Below are 18,371 nucleotides of genomic sequence, written 5' to 3'. Positions count from 1 at the left end.
GGCTTTAAAATATGACGTTTAGCCTTAAAACTGCTACTAAAATGCGTACTGTAAATTTGCGATCATGTCGGCAGATTTTGCTTTAAACTGCGCACTTGCAATGACTTTTTCAATACCCGCAATGCCGGTGTCTTTTAATTGTTGTGATAGTTGAAATAACTCTGGGCGATGCACACGCTCATAGTCGAGACTAGGTGCTTTAAGATAATCTGCATCGTTTTCCAGCACAACAAACTCTGCCATTCTACTCACCGCATAACAAAATATGATATCGCGCTTTTCTTCAATCGTGATATCGATGCCTTCCCAATCGTTTGTCATGCACTGATAGCCTAAACCAATGCCTACGTGTATCTCACTAGGCAGCTGCAAATGCTGCGCGAACACGCCCCCCATTGCTGCAGCATTGGTATTTAGCATAGCTTGCATAGCGCGCACACGTTTGTAAAAGGTCATGGTGGGCAAATATAAGTTGGCGACCTGCGGCTCTTTTGAAAGCATCGCGATATCCCCTAGATAGCCTAACAAACAACGCGTAGACAAGGCCGAAGGGTTTTCTAAATCCGCTTCTCTGGCAATCAATAGCGCCAGTGAGCTTGCAATAAAGCTGGTTTTCCAGATTTTGTCGTAGGCGTCTTGTTGAGACTGGCTTGAAAATTCAAAGCTTTGCGAGATGGCAAATTGAGTCGCGAGGTTTTTAACCTGGGCTATACCAAGGTAAATAACCGCATGGTTTATGTCTGTAATGGGCTTGCGCAAACCAAAGAAAGGCGAGTTGGCCATGTTTAACACTTTGGCAACTAATTCTGGATCACCCTTAATAATATTGATCAGCTCTTGGGCATCGGTAATGCTCCGACTAAGGGACATAAGCAGGGGGTGAGGCTTTCTTAAGCTCTGAAATTCAGTTTGTGCTTTTACGGTCTGTTGATAGCTTGCATATGAGGTAAGCGCAATTTCCATAAAATCTTCAGGCGGTGCCGGCGCTGGCTCAGCCTTAACGCTTTCAGGAGTCTTTTTAGAAACAGCATCCACTATTTTATTAGTAGGTTGTATATTCGAATAAATACTACCCTGACGTTTTTTACGCACTTTTAATAATGTATTCGAATAGTCCTTATTTTGGCTTGAGGCTCTCAGACGCCATACCAATAGCACCACTACTAAAATGATGACAACAGGAATAAGTATAATATTTATGTCCATTCGCGATTCTTAGGTTGTGTGTTAAAACATCAAGCAGACTTATATCACACGCAATATTACACGAAGGTATGTGTTTTTATACTGAGGGTGAATAAGTGCCGCACACGACAATTACTAAGGAGGTTATCGGCGGATTTGGATATTTCTATATCATATTTAATGCGCCATCCGAAGAACCTGCCAAGTCGGCAATTCTCATTCGGTGACACTGTTCCATATGATGGATAACAAGGCTATCTTCCGGGTCGATCATAAGCGCACCATGGAAGCACTTCATGGCACTCTTCCAGTCTTTATTCTTACGATATTCAACACCTTGCTGAATCATAGAGCCCGTTTTATAACGAGACAATTGGATGTCTTTGGGAAGGTGGTTTAGTATTTCATACACTTCGATAGGCTCTTTGCGCCCTTTAACGCGCACAAAGTCTACAAATCGATATGCAATTTCTGTTTTTGAGTCAATGGTTAATTGATCAAGTAGTTGACTACTTACAATGATATCTGCGTCATATTTTGGCGCCAACGACTCGAGGCGATATGAAATGTTCACGCTGTCGCCAATCACCGTGGTATCCATACGATCATCACAACCCACGGTGCCAATAATAACAGGGCCAAAGTGCACGCCCACACCAATTTCTACCGGCGGGTAGTCCACACTCTCTCGCTGCTGATTGTACATCGCAAGGGCAGCGTGCAAGTCTATGGCTGCGCGAATGGAATCTAAGGCTTTGTTTGAGTTGTTGCCACCTGGATGGTCGAACAAGGCCATGATGGCATCACCAATAAATTTATCAATAAAACCATTATTTTGATGAATTGCATCGTTCATTCGCAAGAAATAAGAATTCAAAAACTTCATTAACTCATGGGGCTGCATACGCTCTGAAAGGCCGGTAAACCCGCGAATATCACAAAATAAAATAGCCACTTCATCTGCGGCGGCTTTACCTAGCTCGATGGTGCTGGCGTCTTGCCCTTTAATATGATCAACAAACTGCTTGGGAACAAACTTTTGAAATGTCTTAATGAGGCGTTGAGCTTCATCCGCTTTGTCTACAAAGCGTCTGTCTTCAACTTTACGTCGGTCTTCTGCTTGCTCGTCTGTTTGCTCATCAGAGGATTCACTGTGTAGCTGCGGCAGATTACCCAGCATGTTTCGCGTGAGCATCTTCAAACGGTGGCGCAAGCGCACAATAACATAGGTCATCACCCCGAGAACAAGGGTCAATAAGATAATTACAACAATGGTGAGATGAACTAAGGACATGTAGGTTGTTTTTTAATCCACTTAAAATCTATGAGCCTTTGTGAGCATTATTAGCTTACAAAGGCTCTCCTTATTCATAGATTAATTTAATATGTCACGACCTACAATCAAAACTATTGATTTATTTCTACTTTCTAGAAATTAGCTCGTACACCTAGCATTACTGAACGCCCTGGTAGTGGTGCTAGGTCTTTCAAGTAAGAGGTATGCACGCGCGCTTCTTCGTCGGTTAGATTGCGACCGCGAGCAAACACTTCAATGTCATATCCTTTAATGCTAGTAAAGTATGAGATATTCGCGTCTACCATAGTGTAACCGTCGGTAGATGTTTCAAAGTCTCCTACGTCATCTTGGTCAAATACGTGCATTACTTGCGCATCGATGAACCAGTTTGCGAGTTCATATTCAGCACCAAATGTCAGTCTTGCAGGCGGTGTGCGCGGGAGATCGTTTGAGCCTGAGGCAGTGTCGACCTTAGTACGAATGATATCTCCTTGGGTAAGGAACTTAAGTGCATCAGTCGCTTGCCAATTTACCTGAAATTCTGCGCCGTAGAGCGTAGCGTCAGATGCTATAAACGTGACAACCGGAAGTTCGTCTGAGTGACCCTCTTCATGATCATGCTCATCCACACCGGCGTGCATCTCATCCATATGTTCTTCTTCATGCTCATGTTCTTCGTCATGCGCATGCTCAAACTCCGCAAATAGACCCGTCTCAGCTCCATAATAATAGTTATCGATTTGGTTGTAGAACACGTTAACCACAAAGCCGACATCGCCTGCAAATTTACGCAAACTAATATCGAAGTTGTTAGACGTTTCTAAATCAAAGTCTGCGTTACCTACTTCAAACTCTTCACCATCAAGTTGATACAGCGCGCCAATTTCATACGTTTGCGTACCAATATGCGGCCCGAAGCTAAATAGCTCAGCGGCAGAAGGCGCACGCTGCGCATAAATGTATGATAAGCCAAGATTATAGCCATCAGCAAAGTCCCAAACTGCACCAGCAGAAAGGCTTACGGGAGTAAAATCAAGGGATACCGACTCCATGCCACCGTGTTCATGGTCATGCTCTTCGTGTGCGTGGTCATCGTGCATCATATCGTCGTCATGTGCTTCATCATGCTCATGCACTTCTAGCTCAGGTTCGAAAATAGCGGGAACGTCAATCTCAACTCGTTCTACGCGCGCTCCAAGTTGTACTAGCACATCACCAAAGTGCTTCTCTTCAATCAAACCCAAACCAAACATACGAGTATCAGACGCTGGAGTAAACGCTTCTTCACCCACTGCAGCAAAATCGCTTAATTTAGTATGGAAGCTGAGTCCACCTCTCCACCCATTTAAAGGCTGGTGAATAAGCTCCATGCGAGTTTCAAAGGTGTTATTGGTAAAGCGTGTGCCAGGCTCACCGTTTTCGATTTCTACATGCACATAGTCGGTGTACGCCACACCAAAATTAAGTGCGCTTATTACGTCTGTATCAAACTGAAGTGCGCCACTTAACTGATAACGATTTTGGTTAAGATCAGCAACAACCTCTTCACCAGCTTCTTCATCATGATCGTGACCTTCTTCTTCGTGCTCTTCTTCATGTTCATCTTCGTGTGCATGGCCTGGGATACCATATAACGACGACAAATGTTCTACCGAGAAGCCAATATGACCTTGGTCAAACACATAACTCGAACCGAGCGTGAAGCCTTGATTGCGATATTGAGAACTTTCTACAACGCCCTCACTGCCCATTTCATGTTCTTCGTCATGCCCGTGTTCATCGTCGTGTCCATGCTCATCGCTATGCGCTTCTTCACTTTCTGCAAAGCCAGGAATGCGATAATCATCTGCATCACGGTAGAATCCTTGGAAATTGAATGCGAAATCACCCACGCCGCCTTTCACAAAACCTGAGACTGCCTCTTCAGCATTCACGCTGTTACGAGTAAGCGCAAGCTCACCTTCAGAGTTAGTATTATCTGGCACACGTTGGTCTACGATATTGACCACGCCGCCGATTGCTCCGCTGCCATAAAACAGCGTAGCTGGGCCACGTAACACTTCAATCTGTTGTGCAGACGATGTTTCGGTTGCGACCAAGTGATCAGGGCCTATTCTTGACGCGTCAGATGAATCAAGACCGTTCTGAGTGATGAGCACTCTAGGCCCATCTAAACCACGAATAATTGGCGTACTTACCACACCGCCGTGTGCACTGCTATGCACGCCCACTTCGTCGCGCAAAGTGTCACCAAGTGTTGCGGCTTGCTTACGATTAAGACGGTCGCCTGCAAGCACAGTTACCGGCGCAGCTGACTCAATGTTAGACGCATGAAATGCACTTGCGGTAACATCAAACACTTCAATGCTTGAGCTGGTAACTTTAATCGCAAGATCACTTACACCCGCTTCTGTGACATCTACCGATGTGCTTGAGTGAATAAACGAGGGGGATGCAACATGCAGTTCGACTGTGCCTAAGCGCACATTTTCAAATTGGAAACTACCATCGCTACCGATAGGAACACGTTTGTTTGTGCCCATAATCTGAACTTCACCAGAACTGACCGTGTTGCCCATTTGATCAACTACAGTGCCCGTAATGGTATTAGCAAGTAAAAGTGAGGGTGTGAGTAAAAGTAAGCTTGAGAGAGTCGTCCGTTTCATAGTTTCTTGTTATGTTATTACGTTAATTTGTGAACGTTATAATATAACAAAACATATCAGGATCAAGTTCTTTTTTTAACACTTCGGTCTTTGTTTCTTTATTCGGTAATAATAATCACCGCACTATAGGGACTGATCATCAAAGGAGCGTCAGTAACAAATGTTGTGACGTTCGCGGTATCACTCTGCCACAGCGTCACTTTCGTCGACGTCATGAAACCAAAGGGTAATGGCACCTCATGTATGTCAAATGAGAAGTTATACACAATATAGGCGGCTTCTCCAGCGCTTGTTTTTGTTCGAAACGCCAACAAGCGACGCTCATTATCCGCCTCATAGACGGTGCTTTTTTGAACAAACAAGTCTACATAACGTTCGCGAAGCTCAATAAGTGAGCTGTAAAGCCTTTTCCAGTTTTTGTCTTGTTGGGTCAACAATAGGTCCGGCGATGTCATCAGAACAGTGCCGGCGCTCGTAAATTGATGAGTTAAGTACATTGCCAAACGCTGCTTAAGGTTTTGTTGGCGCGCTTGTAGAGCCACTTTATCATGCTCGATTGTAAGCGCCTCAAACAATGCTGACGGTGATGGCTCAGGGGCGCCGAAGAAAGGGCTAGGCAACAGCCTACATGTTGTCACACAAACGTCTAAGTCTGTTGCTTGATTTACCCGTTCGCCATAAGCTTGCAAGTCAAAATTATTATTGGCATCCACAAAAAGCGTGATTGCATCATCGTGCCACAAGGTATCAATATTGACGGGCATCTGATCGCCTTTATCAACAACAACGCTCTGGCTGTTTGGCGTAAAGCGAACAAAGCTCGCATCATCCAAAAAGAGTAAGGTAGATACGTTCAAATTGCGTAATGCGTCAAGGTCGAGATTACCTTGCTGCTCAGCAGCGGCCTCTTCGCTTTTTAATTTTTTATAGTCTTGCTCGCTAAGCAAATACCATGGTGACGACATAAACTGCGTTTGTTTATTGCTATCAGAGCATGAAAAAAGCAAGAGCCCTATCATGATCAAGCCGGCTCTTGTAGCAATCAAACGCATCATATCAACTGTAGTTAAAGTTCTTTCTCTGCAAACTCCGCTAAGCGACTTCTTACTACGCCATCAAGGCTGATAGTGGCGCTACCAGAGAAGTTTTTAAAGCGCTCAACAATGTACGTTAAACCTGAGGTTAATGCATTTAAGTAATTGCTATCGATTTGAGAGAGGTTCCCCGCACATATTAGCTTGGTACCCTCGCCGCAGCGCGTGATGATGGTTTTAAGCTGTGACGCCGTGAGATTTTGTGACTCATCTAAAATCACAATGGCGTTTTGCAAGCTGCGCCCGCGCATAAAGTTGACCGATTTAAACTGAATGTTGGCCTTTTCCATAATGTAACTCAGGGAGCCTTTGGTGTTTTCATCATTCTTGTGAAGCACCTCCAGTGAATCAGTTATAGCTGCCAACCACGGTGCCATTTTTTCTTCTTCGGTACCGGGCAAAAAGCCGATAGACTCGGCTATTTCTGGCGTGCTACGGGTTACGATAATTTTATCGTACATGTTTTTTTCAACGACCATTTCTAAGGCTGCAGCAAGCGCTAATAGCGTTTTACCACTGCCCGCTGGGCCAGTAAGAAGCACAAGATCAATATGCGGATCTAGTAGAGTATGCAACGCCATCGCCTGACCAATATTTTTTGGCGTTATGCCCCAGGCACGTCTAGACATAAGTCGTTCATACCCCAAATCTAGAACGTCCACGGTGGTCTCATCGATGGCTTCTATCAAGCCGGCAAAGCTATGCGCCTCATCAATCAGAAACTCGTTAATGTATGGTTCTGGCACAATACTCTTGTCTACCTTATGCAGAGTGTCGCGCCCTTCTGTAACGCTTTCAACAGATTTTACACGGGACCAAAACTCACCTTTAAACTCGTGGTAACCCTTGGTTAAGTATTTAATATCGCTGATAAGTTGATCAGTACGATAATCCTGCACTCGGGCCATACCTGCGCCTTTGGCTTTCAAGCGCATATTGATATCTTTAGTCACCAATATCACCTCACGAGGCGCGAGGATCTTTTGTAAATGTAAGGCCGCATTGATGATTCGATTATCGTTTTCATTGCTGGTAAACACTTGCTGTGTTTCATTCATAGATAAGTCAGCAAAAATCGAGAGCGTACCGGTAGGTGCAGCCTCACCTGAACCAATGCCGCGCATGCTCACACCTTCTAACATTTGCTCTGGTGACGCATCGCGAAGTAAATCTTCCATTGCCCGAATTGACACTCGAGCATCGCGAGCGACATCCTTTTTGCTGTCTTTGATGTAATCAAGCTCTTCGAGCACCGTCATAGGCACCACCACGTTATGCTCTTTAAACGAAGTAAACGCTAATGGTTCGTGTAGCAATATGTTGGTATCGAGAACATATAGTTTTTGCGGTTCATCTTGAGTAGATGTTGAAGAAGAGGTTACGACAGGTTGGGATTCAGGCATCCATTACTCCGTTTAAAAAAACGCTAGACACAGCAGAGTACAAGCAAAGCCAAGACGGCTTTTACGCATCTGCCAAAGCACTACAATTAACAATAAACAAGTATGCTGGTTTTATCACGGTTTTTTTATGCTTTTTTCAAAGTTTCAGACACTAAGGCTGACATCTATGCTTTAGAGGATTACAATACGCGCCAAACTCCACACACATAAAAATAGTCTTTGAATGCCAAATAATAGTGAATTTGCGGTCGGACAACGATGGTTGAGTAACACCGAAGCAAGCCTCGGATTAGGGGTGGTGATGGCGGTCGATTTTCGTTCAGTCACCGTACTCTTTCCAGCAGTAAACGAAGAACGTAACTACGCAATTTCTCATAATGCCCTCACTCGCTTGCAATTGAGCGAGGGCGAAACCGCCCCGCATATCGACGGCTGGCAAATATGCATTGAAAGCGTGCAAGAACAAGACGGTTTGATCACCTATTGTGGGGTACGCGAAGATACCCAAGAGCCTGCGGATATTGTTGAAGTAGCGCTCGATCACAGCGTTAAATTAAATCAACCAGAAAAGCGCTTAGCACATGGCCAACTCGATCATCCAAAGTGGTTCGACTCAAGGCTTGCGTGCTGGCAACATCAGCACCAATTTTCAACCTCTGGTGCGGTGGGCCTTGTGGGTGCTCGCTTAGAGCTCATTCCGCATCAAATTCATATCGCCCACGAAGTCGGATCGCGTTTTGCGCCGCGGGTCTTGCTCGCTGATGAAGTCGGCCTAGGTAAAACGATTGAAGCGGCGCTTATTTTGCATCAACAAATACTCACAGGGCGCGCGCAGCGAGTGCTGATTTGTGTGCCTAGTAGCTTGGTTCATCAATGGCTGGTGGAAATGCTAAGGCGCGTCAACTTAAGCTTTTCGGTATTTGACGAAGAGCGCATAGAAGCGGTCAAAGAAAGTGGCGAAAATCCATTTGAACAAGAGCAGCGCGTGCTTTGTAGCGTCGATTTTATCAAGCAACCAGAAGTGCTTGCATATGCAACGCAATCCTCATGGGATATTTTAGTCGTCGATGAAGCGCATCACCTTCATTGGTCGCAAACCACTGTATCTGAGAGTTATCAAGCGGTTGAACAGTTAAGCAAAATCGCAAAAGGCGTATTGCTGCTTACCGCCACGCCTGACCAACTCGGCCACGAAAGCCATTTTGCTCGCCTGAGACTGCTTGACCCAGCTCGATTTCATAGTTACCCACAGTTTATTGAAGAAGAGGCACACTATAGCGAATTAGCGCAAGCGGTCACTCCCTTGATTGAAGACCATCCGCTTGACGAATCAGATATCACAGCCCTTGCTGAGCATGCCCCGAATCTAGCCTTAGATGAATTAGATCTGTCGCAACAAAGTGAACGCAGCAAACTATTGCGTGAGCTCATCGACCAGCATGGAACCGGGCGCTTGTTGTTTAGAAACCGACGGGCGGGTATCGAGGGTTTCCCCAAGCGGGTAGTAACACCTTATCCGATGCGCTTTCCGAAAGAATACGATTTAGCTTTAGCAATGGAAGATGACGTTAATCAAACGCTTCACCCTGAGCGAGCCACCATGCTTGATGAGACATGGCCTTCTTACGATCCGCGAGTCGCATGGTTGTGCCAATTTTTAGAGTCCCACAAGCAAAAAGTGTTATTGATTTGCGCCCATGCCAGCACGGCCTTGCAAATTGCTGAATATATGCGCGCAAAAACCAGCATTAGGCACACGGTGTTTCATGAAGGTATGAGTATTGTTGAGCGAGATAAGGCAGCGCACTTCTTTGCTACCGACGAGTTTGGCGCACAAATTATGCTGTGTTCAGAAATTGGCAGTGAAGGGCGCAACTTTCAGTTTAGTCACCACTTAGTGTTGTTTGATTTACCCATTAACCCTGATTTGTTAGAGCAGCGCATTGGGCGTCTTGACCGCATTGGTCAATCACAAGATGTGAATCTTCATGTGCCTTATTTCGAAGGCACCGCACAAGAGGTCCTTTATAACTGGTATCACTACGGATTAAGTGCGTTTACGCAAACCTGTCCGGTTGGCTCGCAAGTATGGCAGTCGCTCAAAGATGAACTTCATTCCGCCCTTGCCTCGCCTCATGACAAAGAGAATTGGCAAGACGTTGTGGAGCGCGCCAGTGACACCACCAAAGCACTTAAAGCTACTATCGAAGAAGGCCGAGATCGCTTACTTGAACTAAATGCATCTGGGGGCGACAAAATCGATGAAGTGATGGACAACATCGTAATGGCCGAAAACCCGGTTAAAATGCTCAACTTTATGACTAGGTTATTTGACGCCATTGGAGTCGTGCAGGAAGAAAAAGACGACCACACCTTCGTTATCCGCCACGGTGATTCGATGCTCTTTCCTTTACCGGGTTTGCCAGATGACGGTATGGAAATTACCTACAAACGTAGCGTAGCGACCAAGTTTGAACATGTTACCTACCTCAGCGGCGACAGTGAATTAGTCACACATTGCATCGATAGCGTGCTCACCGACGTTATCGGTAAAAGTAGCTTGTGTTTCATCAATAACCCCGAGCTACCTGTGGGCGCGTACTTTGTTGAGATCATTGCAGTACTTAATCCAAGCGCTGATGCCTCACTGCAGCTCTTTCAGTTTTTACCTCCAACACCTATTCGGATATGCGTTGATGCGAAAAACCAACTAAGTGATGACATCTTCGACCCGATTTATCCGGTTAAACCAAAAATGGCAAAGCAGCTGATTGGCGCGCTACAGGCACAAATTAGCGCAGGTATTGAAGCGGCTCTCGCGCATGCGGTGACTCAACTAGATGATATTAAGCACAATGCACTTGATAAGATGGCATCAACCCTTAGCGATGAAATAAACCGCTTGCAAGAGTTGCAGCGCGTTAACCCAAGTATTCGTGATGAAGAAATTGAATATCTAATGACTCAGCAACGCCAACTGCACGGAATTATTGATAAGGCAGAGCCATACTTAGACAGTGTTCGCATTGTTGTGAATAACCGACAATAACATTGCCGTGTATCGATAATTTTAATGGCTCTGATTCATTATAATCCGCCCACCGCACCTTATTTGCGTTTACTACACGCCGATGAAGACCTGCTGGTGCTCGACAAGCCGTCGGGCTTGCTGAGTGTGCCGGGCAAGGCGCCAGAGCACAAGGACTCTTTGCAGCTTCGGGTGCAGCGCGTATATCCGCAAGCAACGGTGGTACACCGCCTCGACATGGCAACGTCTGGCTTGATGTTATTTGCATTAAATAAAGCGAGCCACCGACATATTTCTAAGCAATTTGAGCTACGCCAAGTGCACAAAACGTATTTTGCGCGCGTATTTGGGCACTTAAACCATCGCAGTGGTGATGTTTCAGCACCGTTGATTTGCGATTGGCCAAATAGGCCTAAGCAAATGGTAGATGTAGAAAACGGTAAAAAGGCACATACCGAATATGAGGTGGTCGAAGAAGGGCTTTATTCTAGCTTGGTTAGATTACATCCATTGACTGGGCGCTCTCATCAGTTACGAGTGCACATGTTACATATCGGCCACCCGATTTTAGGAGACAAGCTATATGCCAAAGATAAGGCTTTAAGTGCGTCTCCACGTCTTTTATTACATGCACAGAGCATCGCATTTTGTCATCCAAGTACAGGGCATGAAGTTCGCTTTTATAGCCCGCATGATTTCCAACTCGAGCCATAACCTTTCATCCTCAAAGTAGCGTAAACAAAACCTGCTGAGTGCCGATAACCATATCTATACGATATAACCGGTGATTGGGTAATACTTGATGCACAGATATAACGCTTTTGCAGTATTGATAGTACTGACTTGCATAGCGACTGAGTTTGCATGGGCACAAGATGATCAAGTTGATCAAACGCCGGGCGAACAAACTCCTGACGCGCAACCGAGCGAACCTACGCCTATTAAGCTAGATTTTATAAGCGAGGATGTGCAATCACGCATGCTCGACGATGAATATCAATTGGTCGATGTAGAAATAGAATCAAAGGCCTATCAGTTTCCCATCTTTGTTGAGCGAGCCAAGCGCCCGATTAGCCTTGGTACGATTTTTCTCATTCCTGACGCCTCACAAAATGGTACACCATTGAATGCGTTGATGCCGTTAGCGCAAGAATTTGCGATGCAGGGTTGGAACAGTGTCATTATGCCCACTCCACAAGTTTTAATCGCAATTGCAGAAGTTGAGGCCAAACGCGCCAGCGAGCAAGCGAGTAAAGCGGCCACTGAGACAGAGCAAGCGCAAACCGATGCGCAGACGAACACGCTGGAGCCTCGCGAGGCTGAGCTTGTGCTGGTGCCGGCTAAGCAACAAGACAGTCTATTTGAACAAGCCTATCATCAAGCATTTTCAACCTACCTAACAATGTTTGTGCAAGCCACACAAAAGAAAGTCAGCTTTAGCGGATACAAAGTGCTATTTGCACAAGGAATAAGCGCGCAAATCATGCTTTCGGCGCTTGAACAAAGCACCGGGAATCTGCCCGACGCATTGATTATCAATAATATTTACCTACCCAATAACACCCTCAACAAAGACGTACCCGATCTTGTCGCAAGGTCTACGCTTCCAGTGCTAGACATTGTCAGCCCCGCCGACAACTATTGGTCAATGTACACAAGAGAGCAGCGGCAGGTGCAATCAGAGGTAAAAATCAAAGCCTTCTACCGTCAACGAGAAGTAAATGCATTGGCGTTTTCTCCCTCCATGCATAGTGATATTGCTACTGAAGCAAAAGGCTGGTTTCGCTATTTAGGCTGGTAATTCTTAGATGATCGTCATTCATGTAAAAAATATATCTCTGTTAATCATGTACTTAAAATTCATTGTTATCCCTACCGTGGCATATTTGTTCTAACGTCTATACTAAAGGTGAATAAAGTCGAAAAGGCGTGTTACTTGTTAGTTAGTGAATTTGTCAATGAAAAATCAAAACAGTTAGTCTTCTATTTGGAAGCCTACTGGGCGGATAATATCGCCTTTAAAGAGCTAGACGGATTCATATGGGATGTTCTCGAGGAATGGACGAACATTAAAAACGCAGAGCGACAAGTTTATAGTCACAGAGAGCGTATTTTTTGGCATGTTCTGTATCAGGTACAGTTTGTGGGCGGTCATAGTTTGCGTCATGAAGACAGTGTACGAAGTGAGCTACAGCTGTATACCCTTTATCTAAAAGAAGATACCCCTTGCACCCTCGACGTCGTTGGCATGCGACCTTAAATTATGGCTTAGCCATAATCACTTTATTGCGTCCACTTTCTTTGGCTTTATATAAGGCCTGATCAGCTGCTTCCAACCACACTAATGGTCTTGTGTATTTTGAATTGAATTCTGCGATGCCAACGCTGACCGTAAATTTCAGCTCCAAGCCCTCATGCTGAACCACATAGCGCTCGGACACTTTACGAATGCGTTCGCCTACAATATGGGCAGTTTCAGTGGTGGTATCTGGCAGCAAAATAGCAAACTCTTCTCCACCATAGCGCCCACAAATATCAGTCTCGCGCGTTGCCTTTTTAATTAACATGGCCAAAGACTGAATAACCTTGTCTCCAGCCTGATGCCCATATGTATCATTCACTGCTTTGAAATGGTCTATATCGAGCATTAACACCGAAATTGGCTTTTTGTTGCGGATCGTGAGTTTGAACTCGCGTTCAAATCGCTCTTGCCAATAACGACGATTATAAAGCCCGGTCAAACCATCAACTCGGCTAATCACCTGCAGTTGTTCGTTTAGCTTTTCTACTCTCGCTTTACTCATGGCCTGGTCGGTCATGTCATACACAAGAATGCAAATTTTATCTACGTCACCGCTGTCATCGGTTATTGGAAGAATGGTGATGTTCTGGTACATATTGTCAGAGCTTGAAGTGATGGGGCGGCTAGTACCAAACTTAAATAGGTATTGACGTTGCTCCCAAATCACAAACACTGGCGTATTCATTGAAAAAACTGGCTGACACTTATTTTCAAACCAAGGCTGGTCAATTTCTTTAAAAAAATCAAACAACGAATTGCCTAAGATATCTTTAGCCACTACGCCGCTGTGGTTTTCCATAAACTGGTTAAACTCTTCAACTTGAAAATCTTTGTTGACCACCACAATGCCAACCTCGATTGAACCAAGCAAGGCCTGTTGCCATTGTCCTTTATCCATCGCCGTCATTAATTCGCCCCCGCTTGACTGATAGACAAGGTCGCTTCAGTTTGTTGCTGACTTAAAATCAAGCGCGAAAATGCAGCGTCAATGTCACGGTCAGGAATGACCAAGAGCAATTCAAAATTAATATTTTCACTGGCCACTGAATAAGCAATTTCAATGACCAATACCTTTTCCCAGCGCGCAATATTGTTGTTAACGATGTCGTCTAAATCGCAATGGATACCAAGTAATATTGGCGTGTTATGGGTAAAGTTTAGTTTAAGTTGCTGTGATAAGGCATTGAGGCAAGCACCAATGATGATGTTAGAAACATCCATCAATGCTTCAATTTCTGCTGCATCAGAAGATTTTTTATTGTTACCAATCAGGCGTTGAACAGCGCTGATATTCGCATCATTAAAAATAATGAGCGCCTCGCCCTTTATTGAAGGGCTTACAAAACCTTTTGAGACCGCAGAGACACTTTGCTGAGAATCAATGTTAGTTAGCATCATCGACATTTCATTAGAGTGCACGATGCTGACGTTGGGAATAGGTAAGTCAATGAAGCTGTTTAGTATTTTTGCTAGATTTTCTCCAGCTTGCCCCATCGCGACGTTTGCTACTTCTCTAAATGCGTCTAGCTTGTCATCTATGCTAGAGCCCATCGAAATACTAGTATCTTTTAGTCGTTTTGATGCGCTGGCCTCACCCGTGTAAATACCGTACTTAGACAATATAGACATGAGCTTGGCGTTATCAATGGGTTTGCGAATAAAATCGATAGCGCCCATTGCAAGCATTCTTGAGCGGGCTTCTTGTTGTACGTCACCCGATACCACAATGACCATACTTGGCAAATCTTGTGCGCGAATCGCTTCCATAGTTTCATAGCCATCCATGACAGGCATGTTTAAATCTAAAAACATAATATCGCCTCGCCCTGCTTTGATTTGCTCGATCGCCTCTTGACCATTACTGGCGTAAGAAATATCGACGTCCCAACCATCAGGGAGCGAGCGCGCCATAGCTTTGCGCGCAAACGAAGAGTCATCACAGATTAAGACTGGAAGTGACATGCTAAATCCTTTTTACGGGTTTTGTTTGACAACTGCTGACTATCAGAAACTATACTTGTATTCACTATATCGTACGCGTTCCAAGAAAGTTAATGCCTTTCGTTAAAACTTTAAAAAAAGTGCCCAATTTGTACATTTTAACGACAATATATTGAAATATTTGGGTTTATCGCTAGGACGCAGATGCAAAACTCTATATTATTTGCATGGTCGACTGTGTTTTTATAGTCGATGTATCTGCAAGTCATAAACGAATTAGGAAAACCATTGAGATCTTTAGTTGTTGTTGCTGTTTGTTGTTTGTTTTTTTACAGTTTTGGGGCTGGCGCGTCAGCTTGGATTGGCACCCAAGACAAACAACTGCATTATGATTTACAAACGCTTGCAGAGTGGGGCTATTTAGACGCCAGCGTGACCACTTTCCCTATCCCTTGGAAGGGTGTCTCAGAGCAAATTGAAAGTTTAGATGCACAGGCCATGACATTCATGCCAGCACAAGCCCTTGCTCGCTTGCAGCATTACTTAGCGGCAGAAAAGCGTGGCATTTCACGACAATTTGTTACCCTACAAGCCGCCAGTGATGATGTGCGCTTTAGAAGCTTAGATGATGGCGTAGAAGAAACTGGCGAGCTGAGCATTACCAAAACCTTCTTTGAAGGGCGCTGGTCGGGGCAAGTCACCGCAAACTATGCCTCTGGCGGACGCCGTAACCTAGATAACTCATTTATTGCCTATCAATTTGGTGATTGGAATTTACGACTAGGCTCCCTCGATCAATTTTGGGGGCCGGCTCAGTCGAGCAGCCTGATATTATCTAACAACACTCGTCCGATTAAATCTCTAGCATTCTCCCGTTCGGTGAACACGCAATCAGAATCTCCTTGGCTTTCATGGTTAGGACCTTGGTATATCACTGGGCAATTTGGGCAATTAGATAGTGATCGGGTGGTGCCAGACACAAAACTAATACTCGGGCGTTTTACGTCTCGACCATTCAAAGGTTTTGAATGGGGCGTATCTTGGGTTGCGATGTGGGGCGGTGAAGGCGAGAATGAAGATATCGGTTCCTTCATTGATTTAATTACATTTAAAGCGGTATGCCGGCTAGAAAACGGGTGCACTGAAGAACAGGTGACCAAAGAAGGTAATCACCTTGCTGGATTTGATTTCAGCTATACCTTTAATGTTTTGGAGCGTCCGGTGAGTCTGTATGCGCAGCGTATTGGAGAAGACGCTGTGGATGGTTATCGAATTACCGACAATGCCAATCTATTTGGCTTATCAACCTATATTTATAATGCGAAGATATTTGTTGAAACAAGCAATACCATTGTCAATTGTACAGGCTTAGACAACAACGCAAGTGACTGTTATTACGAAAATGGTACTTATCAAACCGGTTATCGCACCTACGGCAGAACGCTCGGTAGTACCTTTGACTCCGACGCCAAGCAACTAACTCTGGGCGCCAACCTGCGCTTTGAAGGTGGTGGTGTTGCAGAGATTTATCTGCGTTCAGCGCAGCTTAATGAAGATGGTCGACGTCCATCACCTGTATTAACAGAAGCGGCAAGTGAAGATGTCATCGAACTTTCAGGCTTTTATCAACGCCCCTATGGCAACTGGCTTCTTAAAGCAGGTGGCAGCATTGCAAACCGTCAGTTCGAGACCCAAAGCGATCAAACCGACGCTCTGATCTATTTAAAAGCGCAATACGCGTTCTAACGCACTACACCGCAAAAGGGTAAGCGATAGCCGGATGACATTCATAGTCGTGTACTTGAAAGTCATCGGTTGTTACCCACGTTTCAATATCTTCTAAACTGCGAATATCTTGATTAATCGACAGCGATGGCATTGGGTATGGCTCTCTGTTGAGCTGCTCACTTTCCATCAGGCTAAGCTGGTTTTCATAGATATGGGCGTTCACAATCTTATGAAAGACTTTGCCCGGTTTATGGCCGGTAATTTGTGCCATCAGGGCAAGTAACACAAAACACTGAGGCATATTGAAGGTGAGCCCAAGGGGTACATCGCAGCTTCGCATATAGCTTGTTAAGTGAAGCGTGCCATCTAATAAGGAGAAGGTATGGGTATGCATGCACGGGCGCAAGCATCCTAAATCAAATTCTCCAGGGTTGTAAAACGTGATAATTTCACCCCGGTCATCAATACCCTTTGATAAATTATTGACAACCTTCTTCAACTGATCGTGATACTTGCCGTCGGGGCGTTGCCATGCGCGACCTTGTACACCATAAACGCGCCCCATGTCATCCTCACCTTTACGAGCAGGATTATTTAGCCAGGCTTGATTTTCATTAGCATTCGCATTCCACGTATTACAACCAATAGAGCGAAATTGTGCAGCATTATCGTAACCGCGAAGATAGCCAAGGAGTTCAGCAATGGCAGCTTTGTAAAAGCACTTTCGGGTAGTCACTAGGGGAAATTGATTAGCTCCAACGTCATATTCTAAATCAGCATTAATAAGCGTTAAGCAGCGCACACCGGTGCGTTCATTACTGACCCATGAGCCTTGCTCAATGATACGTTTACACAAGCGTTCGTACTGATCCAACTTACTTTCCTTTTTTTGCTTTTTGCGCCTTCGCTGAAGGTTTCTCTGGAGTATTTGCAGTTATTGGGCGCATGCGATAGGCGTACACAATTAAGCCAACGCCGGCAATAATCATTGGGATACTGAGCATTTGTCCTTGAGTAATCACCGAGCCATATAGGTCGCTAAGATGCGCATCGGGCTCGCGGTAAAACTCCACAAAAAAGCGAAACACACCGTAGCCCGCTAAGAATAAACCACCAACCGCTCCGGTTGGGCGAGGTTTTGCAGAGTACAACCAAACCAATGTAAACAGTAACGCTCCCTCAAGCGCAAACTGATATAGCTGTGATGGGTGACGTGGATCAGGCCCTGCCCCTGGGAACACAAATGCCCAAGGCACATCAGTCACCCGGCCCCACAGCTCGCCATTGATAAAGTTACCTATTCTGCCGGCACCCAAGCCAATAGGAACCAGTGGTGCGATAAAATCACCCACTTGCAAAAATGACCACCCTTGTTTTTTAGCGTATAAAAATGCCGCGCCAATAACGCCTAAACAACCACCATGAAACGACATTCCTCCTTCCCAAATGCGAAAGAGGTATAGCGGATCAGCCAAAAAATTAGAAAAGTTATAGAACAGCACCGAGCCTATGCGACCGCCAACAATGACCCCCATGAAACACCAAAACAACAGATCAGAAAGTTGGTCTTTGCTCCAGTTAGTGCGCGATAAACGCCGTGACGCTAACCAATAGGCTGCAGCGAAGCCAACAAGGTACATTAGGCCATACCAACGCAGTGCTAGTGGGCCTATTTCTATAATTACGGGGTTAATTGTTGGAAACGTTAAATATACGGGGTTAGCCAT

The 18,371-nt window shown here is 45.1% G+C and carries 14 protein-coding genes; 5 read left to right on the top strand and 9 right to left on the bottom strand.

Annotation, left to right across the window (positions count from 1 at the left end):
• Positions 1-36: 36 nt before the first annotated feature.
• From KJ365_RS15065 to KJ365_RS15045, 5 genes are all read right to left on the bottom strand, one after another.
• Positions 37-1,206 carry an HDOD domain-containing protein gene (locus tag KJ365_RS15065; protein ID WP_214452505.1) on the bottom strand — a complete coding sequence of 390 codons (1,170 nt, stop codon included), beginning with the start codon at positions 1,204-1,206 and terminating at the stop codon, positions 37-39.
• A gap of 145 nt (positions 1,207-1,351) precedes the next feature.
• Positions 1,352-2,479: an adenylate/guanylate cyclase domain-containing protein gene (locus KJ365_RS15060; RefSeq protein ID WP_250884277.1), complete on the bottom strand. Its 1,128-nt coding sequence runs from the start codon at positions 2,477-2,479 to the stop codon at positions 1,352-1,354.
• 134 nt (positions 2,480-2,613) lie between these two features.
• On the bottom strand, positions 2,614-5,148 hold the full coding sequence (locus tag KJ365_RS15055) for a TonB-dependent receptor (protein WP_214452504.1): 2,535 nt from the start codon (positions 5,146-5,148) through the stop codon (positions 2,614-2,616).
• A 98-nt stretch (positions 5,149-5,246) separates the two neighbouring features.
• On the bottom strand, positions 5,247-6,113 hold the full coding sequence (locus KJ365_RS15050; protein ID WP_214452503.1) for a hypothetical protein: 867 nt from the start codon (positions 6,111-6,113) through the stop codon (positions 5,247-5,249).
• A 101-nt stretch (positions 6,114-6,214) separates the two neighbouring features.
• Positions 6,215-7,645 (bottom strand): PhoH family protein, encoded by a 1,431-nt coding sequence (locus KJ365_RS15045; RefSeq protein WP_214452502.1) that lies wholly within the window; start codon positions 7,643-7,645, stop codon positions 6,215-6,217.
• A gap of 223 nt (positions 7,646-7,868) precedes the next feature.
• Between KJ365_RS15045 and rapA the strand changes: the two genes are divergently transcribed.
• The 4 genes from rapA to KJ365_RS15025 all read left to right on the top strand — a co-directional run bounded on the left by rapA (position 7,869) and on the right by KJ365_RS15025 (position 12,933).
• Positions 7,869-10,694 carry an RNA polymerase-associated protein RapA gene (gene rapA, locus KJ365_RS15040; RefSeq protein ID WP_214452501.1) on the top strand — a complete coding sequence of 942 codons (2,826 nt, stop codon included), beginning with the start codon at positions 7,869-7,871 and terminating at the stop codon, positions 10,692-10,694.
• Positions 10,695-10,718: 24 nt separating this feature from the next.
• Entirely contained in the window at positions 10,719-11,387 is a 669-nt protein-coding gene (locus KJ365_RS15035; protein ID WP_214452500.1) for an RluA family pseudouridine synthase, read from the top strand.
• 88 nt (positions 11,388-11,475) lie between these two features.
• Complete coding sequence (locus KJ365_RS15030) at positions 11,476-12,474, top strand: DUF3530 family protein (RefSeq protein ID WP_214452499.1); 999 nt, start codon at positions 11,476-11,478, stop codon at positions 12,472-12,474.
• 135 nt (positions 12,475-12,609) lie between these two features.
• On the top strand, positions 12,610-12,933 hold the full coding sequence (locus tag KJ365_RS15025) for a hypothetical protein (protein WP_214452498.1): 324 nt from the start codon (positions 12,610-12,612) through the stop codon (positions 12,931-12,933).
• Between the two features lies 1 nt (position 12,934).
• Here the strand turns inward: KJ365_RS15025 and KJ365_RS15020 are convergent, their stop codons facing one another.
• Both KJ365_RS15020 and KJ365_RS15015 read right to left on the bottom strand, forming a co-directional pair.
• Positions 12,935-13,882, bottom strand: coding sequence for a sensor domain-containing diguanylate cyclase (locus KJ365_RS15020; protein ID WP_214452497.1), 948 nt, complete (start codon positions 13,880-13,882; stop codon positions 12,935-12,937).
• The gene (locus tag KJ365_RS15015) at positions 13,882-14,937 is read right to left on the bottom strand and encodes a response regulator (protein WP_214452496.1); all 1,056 of its coding nucleotides are present in this window, start codon (positions 14,935-14,937) and stop codon (positions 13,882-13,884) included. The genes KJ365_RS15020 and KJ365_RS15015 overlap by 1 nt, the downstream gene beginning before the upstream one ends.
• Before the next feature lie 267 nt (positions 14,938-15,204).
• Here KJ365_RS15015 and KJ365_RS15010 point away from each other — a divergent pair, with 267 nt between their 5' ends.
• The gene (locus KJ365_RS15010; protein ID WP_250884276.1) at positions 15,205-16,662 is read left to right on the top strand and encodes a capsule assembly Wzi family protein; all 1,458 of its coding nucleotides are present in this window, start codon (positions 15,205-15,207) and stop codon (positions 16,660-16,662) included.
• A 4-nt stretch (positions 16,663-16,666) separates the two neighbouring features.
• Here KJ365_RS15010 and KJ365_RS15005 read toward each other — a convergent pair whose 3' ends face one another.
• The gene (locus KJ365_RS15005) at positions 16,667-17,518 is read right to left on the bottom strand and encodes a thymidylate synthase (RefSeq protein ID WP_214452494.1); all 852 of its coding nucleotides are present in this window, start codon (positions 17,516-17,518) and stop codon (positions 16,667-16,669) included.
• A 1-nt stretch (position 17,519) separates the two neighbouring features.
• Positions 17,520-18,371, bottom strand: coding sequence for a prolipoprotein diacylglyceryl transferase (gene lgt, locus KJ365_RS15000; protein ID WP_214452493.1), 852 nt, complete (start codon positions 18,369-18,371; stop codon positions 17,520-17,522).

This window comes from Glaciecola sp. XM2 (assembly GCF_018595715.1).
Taxonomy (GTDB): domain Bacteria; phylum Pseudomonadota; class Gammaproteobacteria; order Enterobacterales; family Alteromonadaceae; genus Glaciecola.
Note: the sequence above shows the minus strand (reverse complement) of the source record. Positions and strands in the feature narration are given on the sequence as shown.

Coding starts and splice junctions, on each gene's coding strand:
- KJ365_RS15065 (WP_214452505.1), bottom strand. CDS start 1,206: ATGGACATAAATATTATACTTATTCCTGTTGTCATCATTTTAGTAGTG.
- KJ365_RS15060 (WP_250884277.1), bottom strand. CDS start 2,479: ATGTCCTTAGTTCATCTCACCATTGTTGTAATTATCTTATTGACCCTT.
- KJ365_RS15055 (WP_214452504.1), bottom strand. CDS start 5,148: ATGAAACGGACGACTCTCTCAAGCTTACTTTTACTCACACCCTCACTT.
- KJ365_RS15050 (WP_214452503.1), bottom strand. CDS start 6,113: ATGTCGTCACCATGGTATTTGCTTAGCGAGCAAGACTATAAAAAATTA.
- KJ365_RS15045 (WP_214452502.1), bottom strand. CDS start 7,645: ATGCCTGAATCCCAACCTGTCGTAACCTCTTCTTCAACATCTACTCAA.
- rapA (WP_214452501.1), top strand. CDS start 7,869: ATGCCAAATAATAGTGAATTTGCGGTCGGACAACGATGGTTGAGTAAC.
- KJ365_RS15035 (WP_214452500.1), top strand. CDS start 10,719: ATGGCTCTGATTCATTATAATCCGCCCACCGCACCTTATTTGCGTTTA.
- KJ365_RS15030 (WP_214452499.1), top strand. CDS start 11,476: ATGCACAGATATAACGCTTTTGCAGTATTGATAGTACTGACTTGCATA.
- KJ365_RS15020 (WP_214452497.1), bottom strand. CDS start 13,882: ATGACGGCGATGGATAAAGGACAATGGCAACAGGCCTTGCTTGGTTCA.
- KJ365_RS15015 (WP_214452496.1), bottom strand. CDS start 14,937: ATGTCACTTCCAGTCTTAATCTGTGATGACTCTTCGTTTGCGCGCAAA.
- lgt (WP_214452493.1), bottom strand. CDS start 18,371: ATGGCTAACCCCGTATATTTAACGTTTCCAACAATTAACCCCGTAATT.